This window comes from Priestia sp. 53B2, from assembly GCF_056099005.1.
The window spans coordinates 77120-98406 of the sequence record NZ_JBLZXA010000033.1 but is presented as its reverse complement, the minus strand read 5'-3'; the positions used below and the strand labels follow the sequence as shown (position 1 = coordinate 98406).

Below are 21287 nucleotides of genomic sequence, written 5' to 3'. Positions count from 1 at the left end.
GTATCCTTTTACTCTCCTTTTGTTTGTAGGCTGTGATAATTGAAATAAGATCGTGCTTCTTTTAAGCTCATCCCTTTTTCTGTTGCTAAACGAATTTGATGTTCTGCTCCCTCAATTTCAATTGCAACTGCAAGCACTTTTTCTTCTATCTCTTGAGGTATAACTACAACACCATCAGCATCACCAACTATAATGTCGCCAGGACGAACACGAATATTAGCAATAGATACTGCTTCCCCTATAGAATCTACTTGTACTCGGTCTTTACCCGTTCGCATATAACGGCTAGAACTAAACACTGGATAATCTAATTCAAGAATGCGATTAGTGTCTCTGCAAACGCCATCTATGACGGTACCTGTGATTCCTTTATGTTTTGCTACTCCTGTCATAATATCTCCCCAAACTGTACAGTCGAGGCGACCTTGATTATCAATAACAACTATCTGGCCTGGTTTTACATCATCAATAAAATCTCCTACAGTTCCTTTTTCAATAGATACTGGACCATATTTTACAGTGAAAGCTCGTCCAGCAATTTTCCATGAAACAGAATTAGACTGAATACCAAAGCATTGGCCGTCAATCCCTAACTTATCTAATGCATCAGAAATCGTTGAAGTATCTATTTTGGTGAAAGATTCAATAATAGGTTCCATAAAATTAATTCTCCTCTTTTACTGGTAGCTAACACATTTTTTATGTGGGGTGAAATTTCATTTTTCTCGTTTTATATTAGAATATAAGGGGAATTCATCTCAAAAATTGTTATTTAAGCATTTTTTCATAGTTATATTTTGTATCTACTTCTAGCATAGACGCACCATTTCTAATTTCTTTTATCATGTCTTCTTCTTTTTGAAAAAGTACTTCTGCTCTTTGTAGAACCTCTTCTGTTTTCTCTTGAGGGACCACTACAACGCCACTTCTATCAGCCATTACAATATCTTTAGGGCGAACTTGAACTCCTCCAAATTGGACCATTATATTTGTTGCTTCTTCTATCACTCTTCCTCGAGCTGTTGCGACAACAGGACCTCTTGCATACACACTGAAGTCAGCTTTAACATAATCATCTAAGTCACGGCAGGCTCCATCGATGACAACGCCAGAAACTCCTTTTGCTTTAGCTCCGTTTGCCAAAATGCCTCCCCAACATGAAACATCCAATCGTCCACTGTTGTCAACGAGAATAATATCTCCTTCTTTTGCAGCTTCAATAGCATGTACGCCTAAGTGGTTAGGACTTTTAGTAAGGCCTGCAGAAACTAGTTTTACCGTAACTGCCTCTCCAACGATTTTCTTGCACCCTTCCCACGTCGGGCTAATTCCATAAGTAGATCCCTGTAAACCTAGAGCATCTAGTGCATCGGATACATTAGTAGTTGATAATTTTCTAAACCTTGCGCGGTACTCTGCATTCATGTTTTCACCTTCCAACTAATTTTTATAATTTATTTAATAAGCAAAAGCACTCTACAAATAAGAAAATAATTTTGCTTATATAAATAGTTCTTTTATAAAGTTACTGCCGAATTCAGCATATTAGGTTAATTTATTTTCATCATCTAAGTGAACATGTTTTTCTGATAATGTTGAATTCTATTTCTCTGCGTTCTCTTGAAAGTTAGCAATTGCATTCCACATTAACGAAGGATTGGAATACATAGGGAAATGACCGCAGTTAGGGATTTCTTCTAAACGAACACCTTCTGATTGAATATGATTAAGATATGTTAAATGATTATTTTGTTCACCGTACATAAACATTTTAGGAAAAGGGAGACCAAGGAACTTGCTCATTAAATCAGCATGATCAGATAGATGAACCATGGATTCAAAAATCCCTCTTACAGCTCCTGCTCGAACCTTATGTCTGAGGCTTGAAGCATATAAAGCACTTGAATATGCTGGTGTATGGCGTGTGCGTTCAATAAAATGTTCAAAGAATTCTTCTGCATCATCATAAGGGTATTGAATAATCTGTCTGCTAAGAAAACAGTCTTCTGGTGCAATATTACCTTCAATATTAGTAAAGCTTACTACTCTATCTGGGTATTTATGGGCAATCATTAAAGCTGTAAGTCCACCCATCGAATGGCCTACAAGGTGAAAACGTTTGAAATTAACGCGTTTGATTACTTTCAACGCAACGTTTTCTAGAAAAGGAATAGATATCTGAGACAAATCTGAACAATAGCTTTCTCCACACCCTGGTGCATCATATGCAAGAAATGGATGATTAGAAAAAGACGAATACCGAACAATGTCAGCATAGTCTTCTTTAGTTGACCCGAAACCATGTAGGAAAACAATCGGACAAAGTTCACCACTACGATGAATAGCTGAAATACGTAAATCAGTGCCATCTAGATTAAATGAAAATTGAGAATGACTAAATTCTTGTTGCATAGAGATGCTCCTTTACTTCTAAATTCAAACTTTTAAAACGTAAGTATTTTATTTATAAAGTTGCTATAAAAAGAGGATATACAAGCTCTTAAAAGTAATTTCCCCCTTTGAAAATAAGTTTATCAGGGTATAATATATATGAAAAATACTTATTTCATGTAATATATATACGATTTATATATAAATGAACGGAAGTGTCTTGTATGGATATAAAACAATTGATTTACTTTTTGACGATAGCTGAGGAAGGTAATATTAGTAAAGCAGCAGAGAGACTTCACATGGCTCAGCCACCTTTAAGCCAACAACTAAAATTATTAGAAGAAGAGCTTGGGGTTATACTATTCGAAAGAAATACTCGCAGAATGAAAATTACAGATGCAGGACAACTCCTACAGAGTAGGGCTCAGCAAATTATTGAACTTATGGAAAAAACATCAAAGGAATTGAATGATTTAAAAGAGGGATCCCAAGGAGTACTTTCTATAGGCACAATTTCTTCAGCAGGTGAAACCTTAGTTCCTATAGTAGTGCAAGACTTTCATAAAGCCTATCCTGGTGTTGATTTTCGTATTAAGGAAAGTAGTACATTTGAAATTCTTGAATTAGTTAAACGGGGAGTAGTGGAAGTTGGGGTTATTAGAACACCATTTAATTTAGAAACATTTGATTATATTAGTCTTCCAGAGGAACCGATGATGGCAGCTACAATGGATTCATTGTTAGACATGAATAAAACATCTATGAATTTAGATGAATTAAAAGGAAAACCATTACTTTTTCATAATAGGTATGCAAATAATATAGAAGAAGCATGCAAAAAATCAGGATTTGAACCCAAAGTGAAGTGTAGGATAGACGATACAAGGACAATGCTCAAGTGGGCAAGTAATGGGATGGGAATAGCCTTAATCCCTCGAGATATGATGGACTTGATACCAGATAGTAACCTTCGTTTTATTGAAATTAAAGAAGAGGCTCTTGCAACAAAGATAATTATAATATGGAAAAAAAATCATTACCTCTCTACACCAGCTAGGCATTTTTTAGAGTTCTTCAAGTCAAAAAAACTTATTTAGATAATTAGTTCTTTATTAATTAATTTACTTCTATATTCATAAACAGACTTTTCTTTATCAAGAAAAGAGTGAGTGCACAGCACATAAGTATGAAATTGAAAGGTGAAAAAAGAGCGTAAACCCAATAAATAATGCAGGGTTTACGCTCTTTTTTCTAATATTTTTTATATAAATTAGCATTTCTACTTACATATACAAAGATATTCTTCAGCTTAAAATTAATATTATGTTTATTAGGTTTGTATCACATACCAATAAGTATTAATACCTAAAGATAAAAAAGATTGTTATAAGTAATAAACTTAATTTGGTAATCATTTCGCCTATAATTAAAATAAGTTAAAATAAATGTATGATGTGTTAAGAGAAAAGAGGGAAAGGGAATGAAACCAACAATATATGATGTAGCAAAGGAAGCTGGAGTATCAATTTCAACCGTTTCTAAAGTATTAAATAATACAGGGAGTATTGCAGAGAAAACTCGAAAAAAGGTTAGGGATACCATGCATAAGTTAGACTATCAACCTAGTGTGGTAGCATCCGTCAAAAAGCGTATTCAAACTATTGGGCTTTTGATACCTAATATTGCAAATCCTTTCATGTCAGAGATAGCAAGAGGTATTGAAAATCATGTTAAAAAATTCGGTTTTAGTTTGATGATTTGTAGTACGGACAATAATTTAAAAAATGAAATCGAATACATTTCTATATTAAAGCAAAAGTACATAGATGGTATTATAATTGCTACAGGATTAAAAGAGGATAAAGCTATTAAGGAGCTCCTTAAGGCTGAGATTCCGGTTGCATTACTTTCGAGAGATGTATCTTCGCTTGCTGTGGATGCAGTGTTAGTAGATGATTTTCTAGGAGGGTATGAGGCTACAGAATACTTGATAAGCTTAGGACATAAAAGAATTGCAATGATTACTGAAGACATTAAGTTTCCGACGATAGGAGCAAGATTTGAGGGATATAAGCAAGCGCTTGAGAAAGCAGGATTGCCATATGATGAAAGTTTAGTGTCTCTCAATAATACTTCACTTGATGAAGGAAAACAGTCTACACGTGAACTTCTACATTTGTCTGTTCCCCCGACAGCTATTTTTGCCTCAACCGAATTTCTTGCGATTGGAGCAATACAAGGTGCGCGTGAACTTAAGATAAAAGTTCCGCAAGATCTATCAATTATTGGGTTTGACGACACTGTCCTATCGACAATTTGTGATCCTCCTTTAACTACAATAGCTCAACCTATTCATGAAATGAGTAAGAAGGTTGTTGAACTATTAATAGAGGAGATTGAAGATTCAAAGGAGACGAAGCAACGAATCGTTTTATCTCCAAAATTAGTGGTTCGTGCATCTACTTCTTATAATAAAACGACTACATGAATGTAAATAAAATAATTAAACCTTGCAGTAATTAATACTGTTATCAAAGTTTAAAGTTAGATATTTATGTATTGAATAATCAATTTTTAGGAGTAAAAAAGGCTACACAGCTTGCTTTGAAGCTGTGTAGCCTTTTTTGCTATCTTTTTTAAAAAGAAAAAAATCAATAATATTAAATCATAAGAACATTCATATATATCTTCCAAAATATCTATAGCGAATTTAGCTTATTTGAGATGGTCTTGTGCTTCATTACCCCAACTAACGACGTATTAATCTATTCGCTATATGTCTTTACACTTCTCTAAAATCTTCGTTTGATATAGGTAAAATATTGCTAATTATTCTATGTAATAAAATTTATTTTACTCAAAAGATATAGTTATTTATGGACAATCCATTTAAAGCTTTCCTCTTAATTTTATTAATTTGTCGTGATAACTACTTATTGACTTTAAGGAAACTTCAAAAGGAAAGAGCTTTCCTTATTTTTAAGAGTGTCTGAATTTAGTTTACTAATACTTATAAAAAACATACAATTGTTTTACTATTGTTAAGGTGCTTAGAAAGGACGTTTAATCTGGAAATCCAGTTATAAGGTATAAGTTCGTGTTATTATCTAAATTTTTAAAAAAATATTGACAATAAAAAAACTAGAGGATAAACTCATTATCAAGGAAAGTACTTTCCTTACTTGTTAGCCTACTAATCATAAAAGGGTTGGTTAAACCAAAATATGAAAGCGCTACAAAAAAGAATAGCAAGAGGAAGGTAACTTTATTTAATCTTAAGGGGGAAGAAAGATGAAAGAAGTTAGAATTGGTCTGGTTGGTGCAGGACGTATGGGAAGTTTTCATGGAAGAACGGTTGCTCGTAAAATCTATGGGGCAAAGCTTAACGCGATTGCTGATCCAGTTTCGGGAGCTGCTGAAAGACTTGCGAAAGAACTCGGAGTACCAAAGGCATATACAGATCCAATGGAAATGTTCCAAGATCCACATATTGACGCAGTAGTTATTGCAGCTCCTGCTCGTTCACATGCTGATCTTGTTGTTGCTGCTGCTAATGCAGGGAAAGCAGTTTTCTGTGAAAAACCAATGGCAATTACCTTAAAAGAAGCAGATAAGGCCATATTGGCAGCCGAGGAAGCAAACGTTCCCTTACAAGTAGGCTTTAATCGTCGTTTTGCTTCAGATTTTAGAGCTGCTTATAACGATATTGTGGAAGGGAAAATAGGAACTCCACAATTATTGAGATCATTGACACGTGATCCAGGTTTAGGGGATCCTACTCCAATTCCAGAATGGACGATATTCTTAGAAACGTTAATTCATGATTTTGATGCTCTGCTCTATTTAAATCCAGGTGCAGAACCAATTGAAGTTTATGCAGTAGCTGATGCACTTGTACGTCCAGATTTTAAAGATAAAGGTCTCCTTGACACTGCTGTTGTTAACATCCGTTTTGATAATGGGGCAATTGCAACAGCTGAAGCAAATTTCCAAGCAGTTTATGGATATGATGTTCGCGGTGAAGTATTTGGTTCAGCTGGAATGGTGACAGCTGGATGTGTTCAACAAACAAATATGATTCGCTACACTGCAGAAGGAATAAGTAGCGATACATACCGAAGAGACACTGAATTATTACATGATGCTTACGTATCAGAACTCACTTCTTTTGTAGAATGTGTGCGTAATGAGAGTACTCCTTATGTAACAGGTAAAGATGCTCGCAGAGCTCTTTCAATTGCACTTGCTTGTATTGAATCTGTTAAGACAAATGCACCAGTGAAAATTAAGGAAAGTGTACAGTTGATTTAATTAAACTATCTTAATTACAAAATTACTATTTTATCTGACCTAAAAAGAAAGCGATATCATTAGGGGTTTGATTCTTCTTTTTAGGTTTAGATTTCTGAAATACATCACTTCCAAAATAAATTAAATGTGTAAAAAGGAGAATAGAAATGAAATTTTCAATTTGTAGTTGGACTTTTGGAGATATTCCTTTAGAAAAGACAATGGAGTTTGTTGCAAAAACTGGGTATGACGCAATAGAAATTAGAGCTGCAGTAGATGACTATAACTGGTGCGATATTAAAAAATTAGCGAAAAATTTAAATCTAGAAATAAGTGGTTTGACAGGCGACACTGGTTGGCCAAACGAAGAACAAGATTTAGCTAATCGAAGCGAAGATAACCGAAAAAAAGCAGTCGCATACTTTGAAAGGCAAATTGAAGCTGTTAAAGAGGTAGGAGCAGAATATTTAGTTGTTTGTCCTTCTGCGGTTGGAAAAACAGCTCCAATGGGCAACAATGGAGAGGATTGGAAATGGGCCATTGACTCTGTACAAAGATTAACGAAAAAAGCAGAGGAATTAAATATTACTCTTGTAATAGAGCCTTTAAACAGATATGAGAGTTGTATTGTTAATACAGGAGCCGATGCTACAAAATTTGTGAAAGAAGTTAACCACCCTAAAGTGAAAATGTTACTAGATTCCTATCATATGAACATTGAAGAACGAGACCTTGAATTTCCTTTTTTAGATGCACAGGACAACCTGCATATTCTTCATGTAGCTGATAGCAATCGAAGAGGCATGGGGCGTGGACTCCTTGACTTTAGACCATTTATTTCTGGAATACAAAAGATAAACTTTGATGGATATGTTGTAGTAGAAGCAACAGCTCCTGGTCCAAATCCTTTTCAAGCGAATAAAGGAGCTAACATGAATATGATTTATACATTCGCTGAAGAAAGTTTATCGTTCTTACAAAATAACTTCAAGCCTGTGAAACAACTCTAAATAGTATTTCTTTACTAAAAAAGATTCAACTAAAGGGGCGGATGGGTGGACCATGAATAAACAAAAAATGTATAGGTGGGTAATTTATTGTTTTGGTGCTTTAGGTGGGCTTTTATTTGGTTATGATACAGGAGTTATTTCAGGTGCTCTTCTTTTTATAAAAAAAGACATGGGGCTAACACCTTTCCTTGAAGGGTTAGTTGTAAGTGGAGTTTTAATTGGTGCCCTTATCGGTGCGGCTTTTAGTGGACCTGTAGCCGATAAATATGGAAGAAAGAAAACAATTATTATGTTAGGTGTACTATTTACAATTGGCGCAATTGGAACAGCTATTTCTCCTAATGTACATACTTTAATTGCGTTTCGTATCGAACTGGGAATAGCAGTTGGAGGAGCTTCAGGTATTGTCCCTCTCTATTTAGCTGAAATGGCTCCAGCAAATATTCGTGGTAAGGTTTCTTCATTAAACACGATTATGAATGCTCTGGGTATTTTTATGGCCTATCTCGTAAATTACATGTTTGCAGCTTCAGAAAATTGGCATTGGATGCTGGGGTTAGCCGTTGTTCCTTCTGTTTTATTGATGTTAGGGATGTTTTTTATGCCTGAAAGTCCAAGATGGCTTTGGCAGAATGTAAGTGAAAATGAAGCACGCAGAGTATTATCTCTGACAAGATATTCACACCAAGTAGAAGAAGAAATAAGAAGTATAATGCAGATAAAGACTGAGAAAAAGGTCAATTTAAAACTACTTTTTGCACCTGGCTTACGTTCTGTTTTATTTATTGGGATCGGCATTGCTATATTTCAACAGATCATTGGAACCAATACAATTATCTACTATACACCAACGATTCTAAGTACAGCTGGATTCGGTTCCACAGCAGCGATTGCTGGAACAATAGGTATTGGAGTTTTTAATATTTTGTTTACGATTCTTGGAATGCTCCTTATTGATAAAATTGGGCGCAAAAAGCTATTGTTAATTGGAAACATCGGTATGACAATTGCTCTTGGTACACTTGGAGTTGGTATGGTATGGGTGGAAGTGCCGGTGTGGCTGTTACTTACTTGCCTTTCTTTATTTATTGTTGCGTATTCAGCGAGTTGGGGTATGGTCGTATGGGTCATTCTTGGTGAAATCTTCCCTATGAATGTGCGTGGCGTGGCAATGGGGGTAGCAAGTACAGCTTTATGGCTTTCAAACATCGTCATCTCGATGTCATTCCCAGTACTTGTAGAGGCTGTTGGGGTAGGAGTTCTATTCTTAACATATGCAGTTATTGGCGTTTTCGCTTTCCTCTTTGTTATGAAATATGTTCCTGAAACAAAAGGTCGAACGCTAGAAGAAATTGAATTAGAGATAGCATTTAAAAATAAACAAGCTGTTAGCTAATATAGGTTGATTGCCTACCAGAAATAGATTCAAAAATTAATAAGAGAATTTAAATTCTGAGTGAAAATGAGTCACGCCTTGTTATAAGATGTGACTTATTTTTGTATTTATAGAATCCATTATGGCAACTAATTTTGCATCGAATGATCAGTTATATGGAAAACGAAAGTTAATTTCCACAGAGAGCATTTCCCTGCGTATTAAATGCAGGTGTTTGATGTTTTTCTACCTTTATTTAATAACTTTAAAGAGGCAAATTTATTAATAATTATCTATGCAACTACCTTTTAATAAAACCATTTTTAAATAAATCGTACCATTCTTCTAATTCTTTACCTTTTAGAACACCTAATTTATTTAATATGTCTCTTGAAAATTCTAGTGCACCACTTCCATTAGCCGTAATTAGACAGCCATCGCTAACAGATTGCTCTTCTATATAGTTTTTATCCCCTCGATAATTAGGTGCCCCTTCTTTTAAATATGGTAATGAATTTCCTGTATGTTTATGTTGTTCAAGAAATCCATACTTCCCTAAAAAGGTAGTTGCATCGCAAATCGCTGCAACCGGAATATTATTTTCAAGACAAAAACTTACAAGCTTCTTTACCTGATGATTTTTCTCTTCTCTCCATCCAGTGCCACCAGGAATGATTAGCATTACGAATTCCAAGTTAAAAGAAAAGTCTTGTAAGCTGTAATCCGGAAGAACAGTTAATCCTCCCATTGAAACTTTAGGATTGTTGTCAATCGCAATTGTCTGAAGTTGAAATCCTGTTCCCGGTTTATTTAACTCGGCGGTCACATAACTGGCTTCCCAATCCGCAAACCCATCTGTAATGAAGACCAATACTTTTTTCATTTATATATCCTCCCTAATTCTTAATTAGAGATATAACCAATTACATTATCAATCTCCTAATTTAATTTACCACATTCTTCATATTCCATAAAATAGAAAACTCACCTTCCGTAAAAGTATACCTTTACGAACCCTACTATTTTCCATTAGTTCATGAATTAAAATATGTTTTAAGTATAAAAACTTAACTATCTAAACCCTAGAACCCTCATTCTATGCTCTTAATTGGATATTACAGGAACAATTATTGTTATATGGTGAAAATCCAGTTAATGTTAAATGAAGACTTAGCAACTTAGAGGGATAGGTCACTACATAATTGCAAAGATATAGATATAACAGTACTTTAAGAAAGGCTTTACTTGTGGATATAGAGGCAGCGAGAGAACGTATGATTAGAGTAGGGTTAGAAGAAGGATTTACTAGCCATAATACAATTGTAATCAGTCAATTAGTTGATAAATTATTGAATGAATTAGAGAAGATTACTTCAGCTGATTAGTTTTGTTCTTAATATAAAAAAGTAAAAGCAACCTCAGCTCTAATGGCAATTCGAGTGAGGTTGCTTTTTAAGGTAACTCTATAACCGTAGATAAATAATAACATATTTTTGCCATAACGACTATCTTTTCCAGAACGAGCATATATATAAAAGGCGGACTTTTTATATATTCTTTTTTCACTTATCCTTCTGAGAAAGCCTTTCATATCAAGGATGTATAGAAAGCTGCATACTCGTAAAAAAGAACCCTTAGCTGAACCCTACAGCAAGGGTTCTTTTTTACGGTTGGTTCCTAGAGGCAGTATTACGCTAACTAACTTAGTATATGGTATACAACTAAAAAACAGAAAAGGTGTTTATTGAAGGAGAAACCTACTCTTGAGTAGTTTTTATTCTTAAAAACGTAAGACTCTTTTTTAAAGTTTTCAAACACTACCTATACGACATCAATATCCAATAAGTATGTTAAAAAAGGATGAGAGCCTAACTATCCCTGAGCTTGTGCTTTTCTTTATAATACCTTGCATATAGAATGACTATTGTAAGCCAAAATCCACTAATAAGGTATCCGCCAATAACATCACTTGGATGGTGTACACCTAGATAAATACGACTTAACCCCATCACTAAAATTACAGTGATTACCATTGAAGTCAATAGAACTTTCATTTTTTTATTTTTTACATGCATCCACAAAATGAATAAAATTAAACCGTAGAGAACCAAAGTATTCATAGCATGCTGGCTTGGAAAGCTGTGTCCATCGACCTCTACTAAATGCCGCCCGTTTGGTCGTGAACGACTTAGTAGGGGTTTTATTCCTTCTCCAAGTAATCGCTCCCCTAGCATAGTAACAATAAATAAAACAGACATAAGACGATCTTTCATCACAAAATAAAGGTAAAATAACACTAACAGCGATACACCAATAATAAAGTAGGTTGATCCAATAAAATCAAGAAACTTCATTACTTTTGTTAAGAAAGAAGAGTGATTTTTATGAACGGTGGATAATAACCACTGATCAAATTTATCCATTTTTTCTAGTCTAACTAATATGGAAATCATAACGAAGCTGCTAAGTAATATTAGCGCCATAATTATAGATAACTTGAATCTAACTAAAGTTCTCATGTCAGCACCTTCGGATCTATGTTAGTAATAACAATGTGTCGGATAAGAATGTTTGTTCTCGTATGTCTTAAATAAAAGATATTCATTCCACTTCTATGTAATTAAGTCATTGATGTTTATTCTTTTTGATTATTAAAAGCTTTATGTAGTAAAAACTACAATATCGTACCATAGAGAAATTAACACAAAAATAGTTATAAAAAAGAAAGAAGTAAGTTGGGTATATATAATTTATACACTTTATTATAAGAAATGCTGATTTAGTTGAACTCTTCTTTAGTTAATAAACTTTCTTCTGCGAACGTTGACACCCCTAATCTTTCTGTATATAAGTCAATATCAACCGCATAAGGAGGTCTCTTTTTTACTTCTATAAATATCTTTCCAATATATTCTCCCACCACCCCAATACTTATTAACTGTATGGAACCTAACAGCCAAATAGAGATAATTAGAGAGGTCCATCCTATACTCGTATGACCTAATAACTTTTGAGTAAACGCATAACAACCTGTCATCACACTTATAAAAAATAATAAGCAACCTAAAAGAGTAAAGGCTCGAATAGGAACCACACTAAATGAGGTAAGACCATTAAATGCGAATGAAACCATCTTTTTCAAAGGATATTTGGTTTCACCGGCTAAACGTTTTTTTCGACTATATGTCACTTTTGAGGACTTAAATCCAATTAAGGGGACAATTCCTCTTAGAAACAAACCTGCTTCTTTATAACGCGAAAGTTCTTCAATAGCTCGCTTGCTCATTAAACGATAATCTGCATGGTTATAAATAAGGTTGATATTCAACTTTTGCATAAGACGATAAAAACATAAAGCAGTATTTCGTTTGAAAAAAGTATCTGTTTCTCTGCTATCGCGTACACCATATACAATTTCATCCCCCTCATGATACTTTAAGAGGAAACTTCGAATCACAGAAATATCATCTTGCAGATCCGCATCAATCGAAATTACACAGTCCGATTTAGCTTTAGCTTTTTCGAGTCCGGCAAGAAGTGCTTTCTGATGCCCTACATTGCATGATAGCTTTAGTCCTGTTACATAGTTATTAATTGTGCTCTCCATCGCAATTAATGACCATGTACGATCTTTACTACCGTCATCTACAAATAATATCTTGCTATTAGCTGAAATTAACTTTTCTTTTCTTAAATCATCTAAAACAGAGGATAGTTGCGTAATGGTGTCTTTTAATACTTCTTGTTCGTTGTAACATGGCACCACTATTGTTACTAAGGGCAGCGTTGGCTTCAATTTTTATACCTCCTATATTACTTGATACAAGTAAATCTTCCACGCAGATTCTTTATGATTAAATTCTTTCAAGAGCGCAAGGTTATTATCTTTCGCGTTCAAAATAGGAACCGATGAAAAGATATAACGACCACCCATTTCTTTAAATTGATTTGTGTTTAGCTGCAAATGACGCACTTCTATATTTTGATCTTTTGTGAACTCGTATGTTTTACCGAGTTCATTAACAAAGATGTAACAGCGACTTCCCCATTCATCATAATATTTTCTTAGTTGCTTATTTTTTTCTAACTCTTTTGCTATTATCTTTCGAAATTTATACTTGTATTCAAGGGGATATACATTGTTATAGGTATCTAGTGTGTAAAATCCATTGTATTGCGAAATAGCTGGATGGAGCCCAATACTTGCTACTCGGTACGAATCTTGAGGATCCCCTATATATTCTTTTATATCTTTGAACTGTTTTGTAGCATAAAACTCCTTAAAAGAAGGAGAATGAAAATAATGGCCATAAAGAAGTTCTTCGTTAAAAAGGAGAAGTGTTATGATTTGGCTTATAATTGCTATAGTAGCCAATTGCCTCCAAAACTTTCCTAGTGACCATAGAATATAACAGGCTAAGCTGAAACTAAGGTAAATAACAATAATTCGTAAGAAGTGAAACCTCGCAAAGTTAAATGTATTTAGAAAGCTGATCTTTTCTTTGAGAGGAATCCATAAATTATTAAACCAAAAAGCGTACCATATCGATAAAGCAACATTTAAAAGAAATAAAAAAATAAATATTTTGTTATGTTTTATCTTCCTCTTAAAAGCTAATAAAATAAGCGTCAAAAATAATATTGGAAGAATAACATGGGTATGGACAGTCATAACATGTGTATGCCCTATGACAAAGTTTTTAAGTGAAAGGCGCATAGAATGCCAAAAATCATGTCGTGAGGATATAAATTCTATTCTATGATTTGGCTGTTCTGAGATAATCATTGAATAGACAAGGCGATACTCAATTAAAAGGTAGAGGGAGGTCATAAACATAAGGCTGAATAGAAATGGCCAATTCCACCTTTTTTTTCTAATCAAGTCGTAAATCCATAAAAAAGAAATCGCTACTAAAAAGAAGAAAAAGCCAAGTACAAAGCTTGAATAAAAGGGTAAAAGGAAAAGAGCGACCCATTCTTTCCATGAAAAATCTCCAGAACGGATATTCAAAAATGCCCATAAAGCAAGAGGGTATCCTAATGTACTTAACATGCCTGAAGGCCAAAAGGGGGTAAGTGCAAATGCAAGTGAAACACCAATACGAACAAAGTGGGCATCTTCATGCTTAATAAAGTGCTTCTTCAATAGTAAATACATTCCACCAAAAGCAGCTAACCGAGTAATCGTTTGGCTTAAAGCGTAAGCAGTCATAGAAGGAAAGAGAGCATGAAGCCAAACGATCCCACTGAATGCCGTCCCGAACGCATCACGTGGTAATCCATTGATAATCTGAGGGATTGTAGAGTGAAGGCCACCAAATATCTCACCACTTTCAGCTAGCACCTTATACCAAGCAATATTAGAATCTAAATTATCATGAACACGTATGTGAGCATTTTCTCCTAATACATACATAGGAAGAAAATAAAGAAAAAGCAATACAAGTGCACTGATGATATAAATTTTCTCTTTTCTCTTTCCTGTTGTAGTCACTGACATCTATTACACATCCATTGAATTATTTTTAAAGCATATTGATTCTTTTTGGCGATTCTACTCATCCAAAATATTTGTTTGTTAATATTCCCATCCTTATAACGAAAATGTATTTGAGAGAAAGATTTTGAAATCAACATGAGACCATACGAATAAAACTCCTTAATCATTAAGGAGTTTGACCATATGCACAGAATATTTGACTGCTAGTTAACTTTAATTAGACCTTTTTATCTTTGTGCGCCATCCTGCCCATGCTCCTACAAGAAGGCCCCCTAAAGTATCTGCAATTAAATCAATCATTGTATCTTTATTTCCACCGCCCTGTAAAGTCATTCCGAAAAGTTGATCTGAGCTAAATTCGTAAATTTCCCATATCACGCCTCCAAGTGCAGCAAAGGAAAAGGTAAATAAAAAAACAAACCATGCTGATATATACTCTCCTGCACTTCTGTGTATTAATCGTTCATATAAAGCGATTCCTGCAAAAGCAAGGATAGCTCCACTTATTAAGTGTAAAAATGTATCCCACCATCCTAAACCATACCAACCTAAAATTGAACCTAGGTACTGTGAACAAAATAAAAAAATTAAGTAGGAAATGATGATAGGCAAGTTAAATTTAAGCTTAGTAAAAAAAGCTAATAAAAGTGGAATTAATCCGCATGCAAAACCACCTAGTGCAACCAGGGTCTTAAAGGATTCATCGCTTACATAGTAAAATACTGCTAAACATCCCATGAAAATGACGTAAATCAAACTAAATAATATAACCAGCTTACGTTTCATTTCAACACCCCTTATATTATTTATAGTTTTTCTCGTCGTTTCATAGAATAAATAGCAGTTAAAAGACCTGATATCATACCTATAATCATGTCATACATAGTATCTGTATTTCCTCCTGATTGCATAGTGTGAGTAAAAGTTAAATCACCCAAAAATTCGTAAACTTCCCATAAAACTGTAGCGTTTACTGAGATTGAAAGCACAAATAAGAAAATAACCCATTTGGAAATTCTATTTTGTATGCGTGTAGCTATAAACAGCTTATAAAGAGAAACCCCAACAAATCCCATGAAGATTCCTTTATAAAAGTGTAGAACAGCATCCCACCATTTAAAGCGATTATAAAAATCTTCAATTGACCCTAGAAATAGTGAGCAAAAAAGAAAAAGATAATACCCCACTATAATAGGAATAGGGAAGAGATTAACCTTCTTAAACAACAACAAAATTGGTAATGCACTTGCCATCACGCCTCCCAATGCTACCTGCCAACGAGAAGAATCTCCTTTGCTTAGATAAAAAAAGAGTAAAACAAGCATAAATATAATAAAAGATATACTAAGAATTAGGATTATTTTTGATTTCAAATTTTCGCCCCATTTGTCAAAAAAGTTCTTCTAATAAAAACTATATAGCTAGTTCTTAAGCTCCAAGGAATCAAGTTTTCTCTATATTTTTTGATAAATAATAAAGGGATATACTCTTATTGACAAAATTTCGAAATTTGTACTGGAATGTGTAGAGAACAAAAAAGAATTCTTTATGTCAAAAGTGAAAATATGAGTATTTTTAGGTACTGAAAAAATCCCTGATGTTAATTAAAGAAGGTTTATTATCTTTTTAAGATATATATGGAAGAAAGAGGGTGGGGGACCGTCGGTAATTTTGTTTAAATATGAACTTCCTTTTCTTATAGACGTTATCCACTAGTTTGTTTTAGACATCATTTGTAGCTCTATGCGGGCTTGAATAAAACACTGTTAGATCAATGATGTCTAAAATTCTATGTAAGGGAAAAATGATAAGGCGAGCGAGCCCTTGTGTTTCAAGGGTTATTTTTTGTGATGTGTTACGGAAAGAGTGATTATGTTAACTACACTCGTATACGATATACAATTCAAAAAGGAGAAAAAACTATCTTGGTTGGAAGATAGTTTTCTCTAGGTACAATATAGTTGTTGTTAGGACGATGTTTTGTGACATTATTAGTAGTTTACTTAATATAGTCAGTAACTATACATATTAAAAAAGAAAGTCTACTTTTTAGTTCATTTATAAAACCATAAAGTTAATTTGGATAGCTTTATATTTATTAGTTTTACTACTAATTTACAGTGTATATCTTTTTAAAAAAAGAACACAATAAATCTCTAGAATGGGGATTATATTTGAGAAAGGATTTATTTATAAATGAGCAAAAAAACCTCTGAATATGTCATATTCCTTTTGTGGTTTATTTTTCTGTTTACTCTATGGGCACTTGTAACGTTGTTAGAAGGTACAAATGGACAATGGTGGTCTATTCTTCGGTTAAATCCAGAAGTACCTGAACCATTTGCTCTGGAATTTTCGTATCTGAAAATAATCATTGCAGCTATTTTGTCTTTCATGCTGGCTTATTTTATAGTTTTATTGCTAAGAAAGAAATAAAGGCTCTATTTATCGTATAGAAGCTGTATAGAAGCCTAGCGAAGACAGTAATAGTATTGCTGAAATTGTGTGCAGCATCTACTTTATTGGAATGAAACGTTGGAAATTAGGTATCAAAAATCTCATGTCAATACTGTACCTTCTATAGAAAATAATCAGACCTTTATTGTACTAGAGAATCAAACATTTAATGACTTAAAAATCGATTATTAGGGGGCTTGTTACAATGGTCAAGTCTATTAACTAAAGAAAAAGCTCTAAGTAGCGTAAATGGTTTTTTTGAAAATGTAAATTTAAGGGGAATAACGGTAAATATCTCTACTCATAATGCATATCACATTGGACAAATAATTTATATTAGAAAACCGAAAAATAGCTGGAAAGTAAAGGGCGGGAAAGAAAAATCAAAAGCAGCCAATATAATATATGGCTGGCTTTTTTATTATGTTTTTTTAACAGAGAAAGATTTTATTACTTATTAACATTAAACTTTTTGGTGTGAAAAAAAGATAATTGATGATATATGCTTTTCATAAGATGATGAAACATAATAATGCCTAATAGAAATCTGGTCTATGTCTGTACATTGTTCTTAATTATGTTCTAAGCTGACGTTTTCTTTAATGACTTATTGCTTGGGGCAAACCAACCGAATAGAGCTATGCCAACTAATACTCCATAGAAGATTAGTGTCCAGATAGTACTATGTGGAAAATGAGGGTCTAGAACACCTATATCTTTATGAGCAAGAGTAATAACAGCAAGTTTGACACCTACCCAGGCAACGATAGCATAGGCTGTGGTTTCTAACGCAGGTCGCTTCTCAAGGAGTTGCACAAACCAGGTCGCTGCAAACTTAATTAAGATAAGTCCCGCAATCCCTCCAAGAACCACAACTGCAAACTGTCCACCATCCATACCGCCGATGTCACCAAGTTCGGAATCCGGAAGACCAAGGGCTAGAGCAACCGCAGCTAAAATGGAGTCCACTGCAAAAGCGAGGTCAGCTAACGCAATTTTTCCTACTGTAGGCCAGAAACCTTTTACAGCAGACTTTTTTACATCATCGTTATGAATATTCTCATTATCTTTCCCAAACCGGGCCTTAATCACATGCTTTAAACCTAAATACAGAAGATAAGCTGCTCCTACTGCCTGTATCCACCAGACGTTTGCGATAAATGAAATGGCAAAAAGAGCTGCAAATCGAAAGATAAAGGCCATAAGAATTCCGTAATTAATCGCTCTTTTTTTCTGATCGTCGGGTAAATGTTTGGCTATAATTGCTAGTACAAGAGCATTGTCAGCCGATAATAATCCTTCTAAGCCGATTAGAATTAACAATGCCCACGCGTATTCGAGCCAAATAGATTCCATCCACCTTCCCCCTTTCTAAACCTAAATCTTTTATGCTAAATGTTTACAATTATCAATACGATTTATCCAAACATATGAGAATTATCCTTTCAGATTTAAGTGGTCACTTTTCTTTGCAAATCTCCTCGAAACCACATCACAATCAACATAAAGATGAACACATAACGAACCTTTTGTGAAATTAATATCATCATCATACCTAATACAGAATAACGACTAGCTAGCTGATTGATTATCCTGAATATTTTATAATCTACCTGGATTTTCTCCTTCATTTTTAGATAGACATACTCTTCTCTCCTAACGAAGAACCCATTACATGATCAATGCTCTTATGATAGTAAGAAAGGAATCAAAAATAACTATTAAGTCATTTCGTATAATGGAGAGATAAACATATATGAAACCTCCTTAATCTATAAGGAGGCCTCTCTTTTTAAAACATAAAAAATTGCTTTGTTATTTCTCATCATTTTTCTTTAACGATTGTTAGGGAATACTCTTCGAACGGTTTCAGTAAAGTCTTCAAATAGACCATTTCTTGTCGCATCTTCATTAATTCGGTTTCCGTATCCTTCCATACGATTTACGAAATCAGGATCAGATGACACATACACATTTCGAATATCTCGATCTGTAGCTTTTACTTGATCTGAAACCTTCTTTTTTAAAGGGTCGTTTACTTCTCCGTTTGCTCCATTCTTTAAAACAACAGCCACGTATGCATTTCGGTTTGTAACAATCACATTCGCAGTCTCTACTTCATTTAATTTAGCAATACGATCCGCAGCTTTATCAGCTACCTCTAATCGTGTCTGATTATTATTATCTACATTATTATTCTGAACACCGTCAGGTTGAAATCCCACGTCTCGTAAATCATTGTTGTCACGAGTGTTTTGTGCTTTTTGTTCAGACGGTTCCTCAGTTGGATCAGGCTCAGCTTCATCCTTTTTATCATTACAACCAAAAAGAAATCCTACTGATAAAATAGCTGATAAGAGTCCCAATACATATTTTTTTGTCTTCATTCTTTCTTCACTCCTTCTTATATACGTATGTGTATTAAGATTTACATTGTTTTTTAAAATAATTACAGGAAATACCTTGAAAATTCAAGGAGGAATAAACTTTTGTATATTGAGCAAACTACTCGTGATAGTAAAGTTTCACTCTTGAAAGTTTGACACGTAATAGAAAAAACCACTGACTAGGCTCAGTGGTTTTTTCTGTTTTTTAATTGAATTTTTTTAGGAGACGGTTATGTAGCTTTGAAAGGATAAGTAAAGCAAGAATTGTACCAACTAAGGTAAGGAACATATCCCATTGTGCATCCCACATGTCTCCTTGCATACCTAAAAAGCTTTTAGTTATTTTTCCTTTCCTTGTTATTTTAGAAGATAACCATTCGATGATTTCGTACAAGGAGGCGATCGCAAGTGAAATACTTGTAGAGATGACCAATAACCAATAACCTTTGGTCATTGGTGTTTTCCGTAATAATATTTCTCTTATTACAATTACAAACAAGCCTTTTAGAAAATGTCCAAAACGATCGTAGTGATTTCGATTAAAATGAAAAATATCTTTTGCCCAATTAAAAAGAGGTACTTTTGAATATGTATAATGACCGCCAACGAACATGATAAGGGCTAGAATTGTAATAATGATATAAGAGAGAGTAGTGAGGCGAAATTTATTGTATGTTGCAAGGACAATCATTAGTCCGATAACGGCAGGGCTAACCTCCAATATCCATATCAAGTACCCTGCAGGCTTGATAACTGACCAAATAAAAACTGCAGTAACAATCAATAGTAAAAATAGATGAAGTGTTCTATTTTTGTCTCTTCTCAATTTTTTCACTCCTACAGAGAGAGTTTTTACTTACAGTATTTGAAAAAAATAATTCTATATACAGAGTACTTAGAGCTATTTTCCTTAGAGATGTAGCGACATTACCTCTAATAATGAAATTACCACCTCTGACAATATGTTCATCTTTTACATTGTATTTAATTTTACCTGGTTGCAACTTAAAAGGATTTCCTCTCCTTCATTTTATAAGAGAGAAAATCCTTTTATATTGTATAATCCTTTATTTTACGTAAAAGGATAGAAACAAATACTGAAATTTAGTTATTGCCCATTTGTTGTCGATTGAGAGCTTTGGCTCTTCATATCTTGATTACCCATACCAGAGAGAGGAATCATATTTTGAAGTTGTCCACCACGCCCTGTCATCATACTATAAGCAGCAGCACCGATCCCGATAGAAGCGACAATAGGCAATACTTGTATGTTATTTTTCATAATCCAATCACCTACTTTCATTAAATTACACGTATGCGCATCTATAGGTTCTCTGCTTTTACCTTTTTTCACACTAGCAAATCATTCATGCTTTTGCACCAATTAATTCCTTGTAAAAAATTAATACAATTTGTCTTCAAAAGTCATACTATCATTGTGTTTAAAGCATAGTAGTATATGCTCATTGATTTAGAAGGCCAGAAAATTCATTATCATCGGAGTAATAATGATCATTACAAAAGAACACTGTAAAAATCATTACATAAGCCCCCATCAGAGAAATGGACACTTTCGATAAAGTGTTACTTGAACTCATTGCTTCTACGAACCCGACTTTAAATATGTTCATTACAAACAACACATGCCATACTTAATGCTAACATCAAAATAATCAGTGTTACTTGTACCAATATCGTCAACTCCTGTTTTAATCTACGGGTGAACGCTTATTTACTTTCGATTATTACTTAACAGTTATTTCTTTTGCTGCAACTTTCGTGTTTCTAAAAAGGTATACTTTTACGGACTTAATTATCGGAAAATCCCTCAGCATCAAAATGAAAAGTTTTTAAATATATATAAAGCAGTTGGA

At 33.9% G+C, this 21287-nt stretch carries 20 protein-coding genes and 1 pseudogene; 8 read left to right on the top strand and 13 right to left on the bottom strand.

Features of this window, described 5'->3' with window-relative positions:
• Positions 1-8: 8 nt before the first annotated feature.
• The 3 genes from ACN6NE_RS28790 to ACN6NE_RS28780 all read right to left on the bottom strand — a co-directional run bounded on the left by ACN6NE_RS28790 (position 9) and on the right by ACN6NE_RS28780 (position 2412).
• Positions 9-659, bottom strand: a complete 651-nt coding sequence (locus tag ACN6NE_RS28790; protein ID WP_129707831.1) for an RraA family protein — start codon at positions 657-659, stop codon at positions 9-11.
• Between the two features lie 109 nt (positions 660-768).
• Positions 769-1425: an RraA family protein gene (locus ACN6NE_RS28785; protein WP_474328765.1), complete on the bottom strand. Its 657-nt coding sequence runs from the start codon at positions 1423-1425 to the stop codon at positions 769-771.
• 177 nt (positions 1426-1602) lie between these two features.
• A complete protein-coding gene (locus tag ACN6NE_RS28780; protein ID WP_474328763.1) occupies positions 1603-2412 on the bottom strand; it encodes an alpha/beta fold hydrolase in 810 nt (269 codons plus the stop codon).
• Positions 2413-2615: 203 nt separating this feature from the next.
• Between ACN6NE_RS28780 and ACN6NE_RS28775 the strand changes: the two genes are divergently transcribed.
• The 5 genes from ACN6NE_RS28775 (at position 2616) to ACN6NE_RS28755 (ending at position 9090) form a co-directional block, all read left to right on the top strand.
• Complete coding sequence (locus ACN6NE_RS28775; RefSeq protein WP_474328761.1) at positions 2616-3491, top strand: LysR family transcriptional regulator; 876 nt, start codon at positions 2616-2618, stop codon at positions 3489-3491.
• A gap of 383 nt (positions 3492-3874) precedes the next feature.
• Entirely contained in the window at positions 3875-4882 is a 1008-nt protein-coding gene (locus tag ACN6NE_RS28770; RefSeq protein ID WP_474328759.1) for a LacI family DNA-binding transcriptional regulator, read from the top strand.
• An 803-nt stretch (positions 4883-5685) separates the two neighbouring features.
• Entirely contained in the window at positions 5686-6705 is a 1020-nt protein-coding gene (locus tag ACN6NE_RS28765; protein WP_474328757.1) for a Gfo/Idh/MocA family oxidoreductase, read from the top strand.
• A 146-nt stretch (positions 6706-6851) separates the two neighbouring features.
• Positions 6852-7694 carry a sugar phosphate isomerase/epimerase family protein gene (locus ACN6NE_RS28760; RefSeq protein WP_474328755.1) on the top strand — a complete coding sequence of 281 codons (843 nt, stop codon included), beginning with the start codon at positions 6852-6854 and terminating at the stop codon, positions 7692-7694.
• A gap of 52 nt (positions 7695-7746) precedes the next feature.
• On the top strand, positions 7747-9090 hold the full coding sequence (locus ACN6NE_RS28755; RefSeq protein ID WP_474328753.1) for a sugar porter family MFS transporter: 1344 nt from the start codon (positions 7747-7749) through the stop codon (positions 9088-9090).
• A 280-nt stretch (positions 9091-9370) separates the two neighbouring features.
• On the opposite strand, the gene ACN6NE_RS28750 is transcribed toward ACN6NE_RS28755, so the two are convergent.
• Positions 9371-9952, bottom strand: coding sequence for a type 1 glutamine amidotransferase family protein (locus ACN6NE_RS28750; protein WP_474328751.1), 582 nt, complete (start codon positions 9950-9952; stop codon positions 9371-9373).
• 364 nt (positions 9953-10316) lie between these two features.
• Between ACN6NE_RS28750 and ACN6NE_RS28745 the strand changes: the two genes are divergently transcribed.
• A complete protein-coding gene (locus ACN6NE_RS28745; protein WP_474328749.1) occupies positions 10317-10454 on the top strand; it encodes an aspartyl-phosphate phosphatase Spo0E family protein in 138 nt (45 codons plus the stop codon).
• A gap of 483 nt (positions 10455-10937) precedes the next feature.
• Here the strand turns inward: ACN6NE_RS28745 and ACN6NE_RS28740 are convergent, their stop codons facing one another.
• The 5 genes from ACN6NE_RS28740 to ACN6NE_RS28720 all read right to left on the bottom strand — a co-directional run bounded on the left by ACN6NE_RS28740 (position 10938) and on the right by ACN6NE_RS28720 (position 15942).
• Entirely contained in the window at positions 10938-11522 is a 585-nt protein-coding gene (locus ACN6NE_RS28740; RefSeq protein WP_474328747.1) for a phosphatase PAP2 family protein, read from the bottom strand.
• A gap of 326 nt (positions 11523-11848) precedes the next feature.
• Positions 11849-12865: a glycosyltransferase family 2 protein gene (locus ACN6NE_RS28735; protein WP_474328745.1), complete on the bottom strand. Its 1017-nt coding sequence runs from the start codon at positions 12863-12865 to the stop codon at positions 11849-11851.
• 12 nt (positions 12866-12877) lie between these two features.
• Positions 12878-14569 carry a DUF6044 family protein gene (locus ACN6NE_RS28730; protein ID WP_474328743.1) on the bottom strand — a complete coding sequence of 564 codons (1692 nt, stop codon included), beginning with the start codon at positions 14567-14569 and terminating at the stop codon, positions 12878-12880.
• Positions 14570-14782: 213 nt separating this feature from the next.
• Positions 14783-15355 (bottom strand): DUF2238 domain-containing protein, encoded by a 573-nt coding sequence (locus tag ACN6NE_RS28725; RefSeq protein WP_474328741.1) that lies wholly within the window; start codon positions 15353-15355, stop codon positions 14783-14785.
• A gap of 20 nt (positions 15356-15375) precedes the next feature.
• Positions 15376-15942 carry a DUF2238 domain-containing protein gene (locus ACN6NE_RS28720; RefSeq protein WP_474328739.1) on the bottom strand — a complete coding sequence of 189 codons (567 nt, stop codon included), beginning with the start codon at positions 15940-15942 and terminating at the stop codon, positions 15376-15378.
• Positions 15943-16765: 823 nt separating this feature from the next.
• Between ACN6NE_RS28720 and ACN6NE_RS28715 the strand changes: the two genes are divergently transcribed.
• Both ACN6NE_RS28715 and ACN6NE_RS28710 read left to right on the top strand, forming a co-directional pair.
• Complete coding sequence (locus tag ACN6NE_RS28715) at positions 16766-17005, top strand: hypothetical protein (RefSeq protein WP_053488435.1); 240 nt, start codon at positions 16766-16768, stop codon at positions 17003-17005.
• A gap of 31 nt (positions 17006-17036) precedes the next feature.
• Positions 17037-17391 (top strand): annotated as a pseudogene (locus tag ACN6NE_RS28710) (DinB family protein); the annotation flags it as partial.
• A gap of 217 nt (positions 17392-17608) precedes the next feature.
• Here the strand turns inward: ACN6NE_RS28710 and ACN6NE_RS28705 are convergent.
• From ACN6NE_RS28705 to ACN6NE_RS28690, 4 genes are all read right to left on the bottom strand, one after another.
• Positions 17609-18382: a TerC family protein gene (locus ACN6NE_RS28705; RefSeq protein ID WP_474328737.1), complete on the bottom strand. Its 774-nt coding sequence runs from the start codon at positions 18380-18382 to the stop codon at positions 17609-17611.
• A 479-nt stretch (positions 18383-18861) separates the two neighbouring features.
• On the bottom strand, positions 18862-19413 hold the full coding sequence (locus tag ACN6NE_RS28700; RefSeq protein WP_474328735.1) for a YhcN/YlaJ family sporulation lipoprotein: 552 nt from the start codon (positions 19411-19413) through the stop codon (positions 18862-18864).
• Between the two features lie 205 nt (positions 19414-19618).
• Positions 19619-20248 carry a DUF2238 domain-containing protein gene (locus tag ACN6NE_RS28695; protein WP_474328733.1) on the bottom strand — a complete coding sequence of 210 codons (630 nt, stop codon included), beginning with the start codon at positions 20246-20248 and terminating at the stop codon, positions 19619-19621.
• 273 nt (positions 20249-20521) lie between these two features.
• On the bottom strand, positions 20522-20695 hold the full coding sequence (locus ACN6NE_RS28690; protein WP_452631661.1) for a hypothetical protein: 174 nt from the start codon (positions 20693-20695) through the stop codon (positions 20522-20524).
• Positions 20696-21287: the final 592 nt, after the last annotated feature.

Coding starts and splice junctions, on each gene's coding strand:
- ACN6NE_RS28700 (WP_474328735.1), bottom strand. CDS start 19,413: ATGAAGACAAAAAAATATGTATTGGGACTCTTATCAGCTATTTTATCA.
- ACN6NE_RS28760 (WP_474328755.1), top strand. CDS start 6,852: ATGAAATTTTCAATTTGTAGTTGGACTTTTGGAGATATTCCTTTAGAA.
- ACN6NE_RS28705 (WP_474328737.1), bottom strand. CDS start 18,382: ATGGAATCTATTTGGCTCGAATACGCGTGGGCATTGTTAATTCTAATC.
- ACN6NE_RS28780 (WP_474328763.1), bottom strand. CDS start 2,412: ATGCAACAAGAATTTAGTCATTCTCAATTTTCATTTAATCTAGATGGC.
- ACN6NE_RS28785 (WP_474328765.1), bottom strand. CDS start 1,425: ATGAATGCAGAGTACCGCGCAAGGTTTAGAAAATTATCAACTACTAAT.
- ACN6NE_RS28690 (WP_452631661.1), bottom strand. CDS start 20,695: ATGAAAAATAACATACAAGTATTGCCTATTGTCGCTTCTATCGGGATC.
- ACN6NE_RS28765 (WP_474328757.1), top strand. CDS start 5,686: ATGAAAGAAGTTAGAATTGGTCTGGTTGGTGCAGGACGTATGGGAAGT.
- ACN6NE_RS28730 (WP_474328743.1), bottom strand. CDS start 14,569: ATGTCAGTGACTACAACAGGAAAGAGAAAAGAGAAAATTTATATCATC.
- ACN6NE_RS28755 (WP_474328753.1), top strand. CDS start 7,747: ATGAATAAACAAAAAATGTATAGGTGGGTAATTTATTGTTTTGGTGCT.
- ACN6NE_RS28750 (WP_474328751.1), bottom strand. CDS start 9,952: ATGAAAAAAGTATTGGTCTTCATTACAGATGGGTTTGCGGATTGGGAA.
- ACN6NE_RS28790 (WP_129707831.1), bottom strand. CDS start 659: ATGGAACCTATTATTGAATCTTTCACCAAAATAGATACTTCAACGATT.
- ACN6NE_RS28770 (WP_474328759.1), top strand. CDS start 3,875: ATGAAACCAACAATATATGATGTAGCAAAGGAAGCTGGAGTATCAATT.
- ACN6NE_RS28725 (WP_474328741.1), bottom strand. CDS start 15,355: ATGAAACGTAAGCTGGTTATATTATTTAGTTTGATTTACGTCATTTTC.
- ACN6NE_RS28740 (WP_474328747.1), bottom strand. CDS start 11,522: ATGATTTCCATATTAGTTAGACTAGAAAAAATGGATAAATTTGATCAG.
- ACN6NE_RS28775 (WP_474328761.1), top strand. CDS start 2,616: ATGGATATAAAACAATTGATTTACTTTTTGACGATAGCTGAGGAAGGT.
- ACN6NE_RS28715 (WP_053488435.1), top strand. CDS start 16,766: ATGAGCAAAAAAACCTCTGAATATGTCATATTCCTTTTGTGGTTTATT.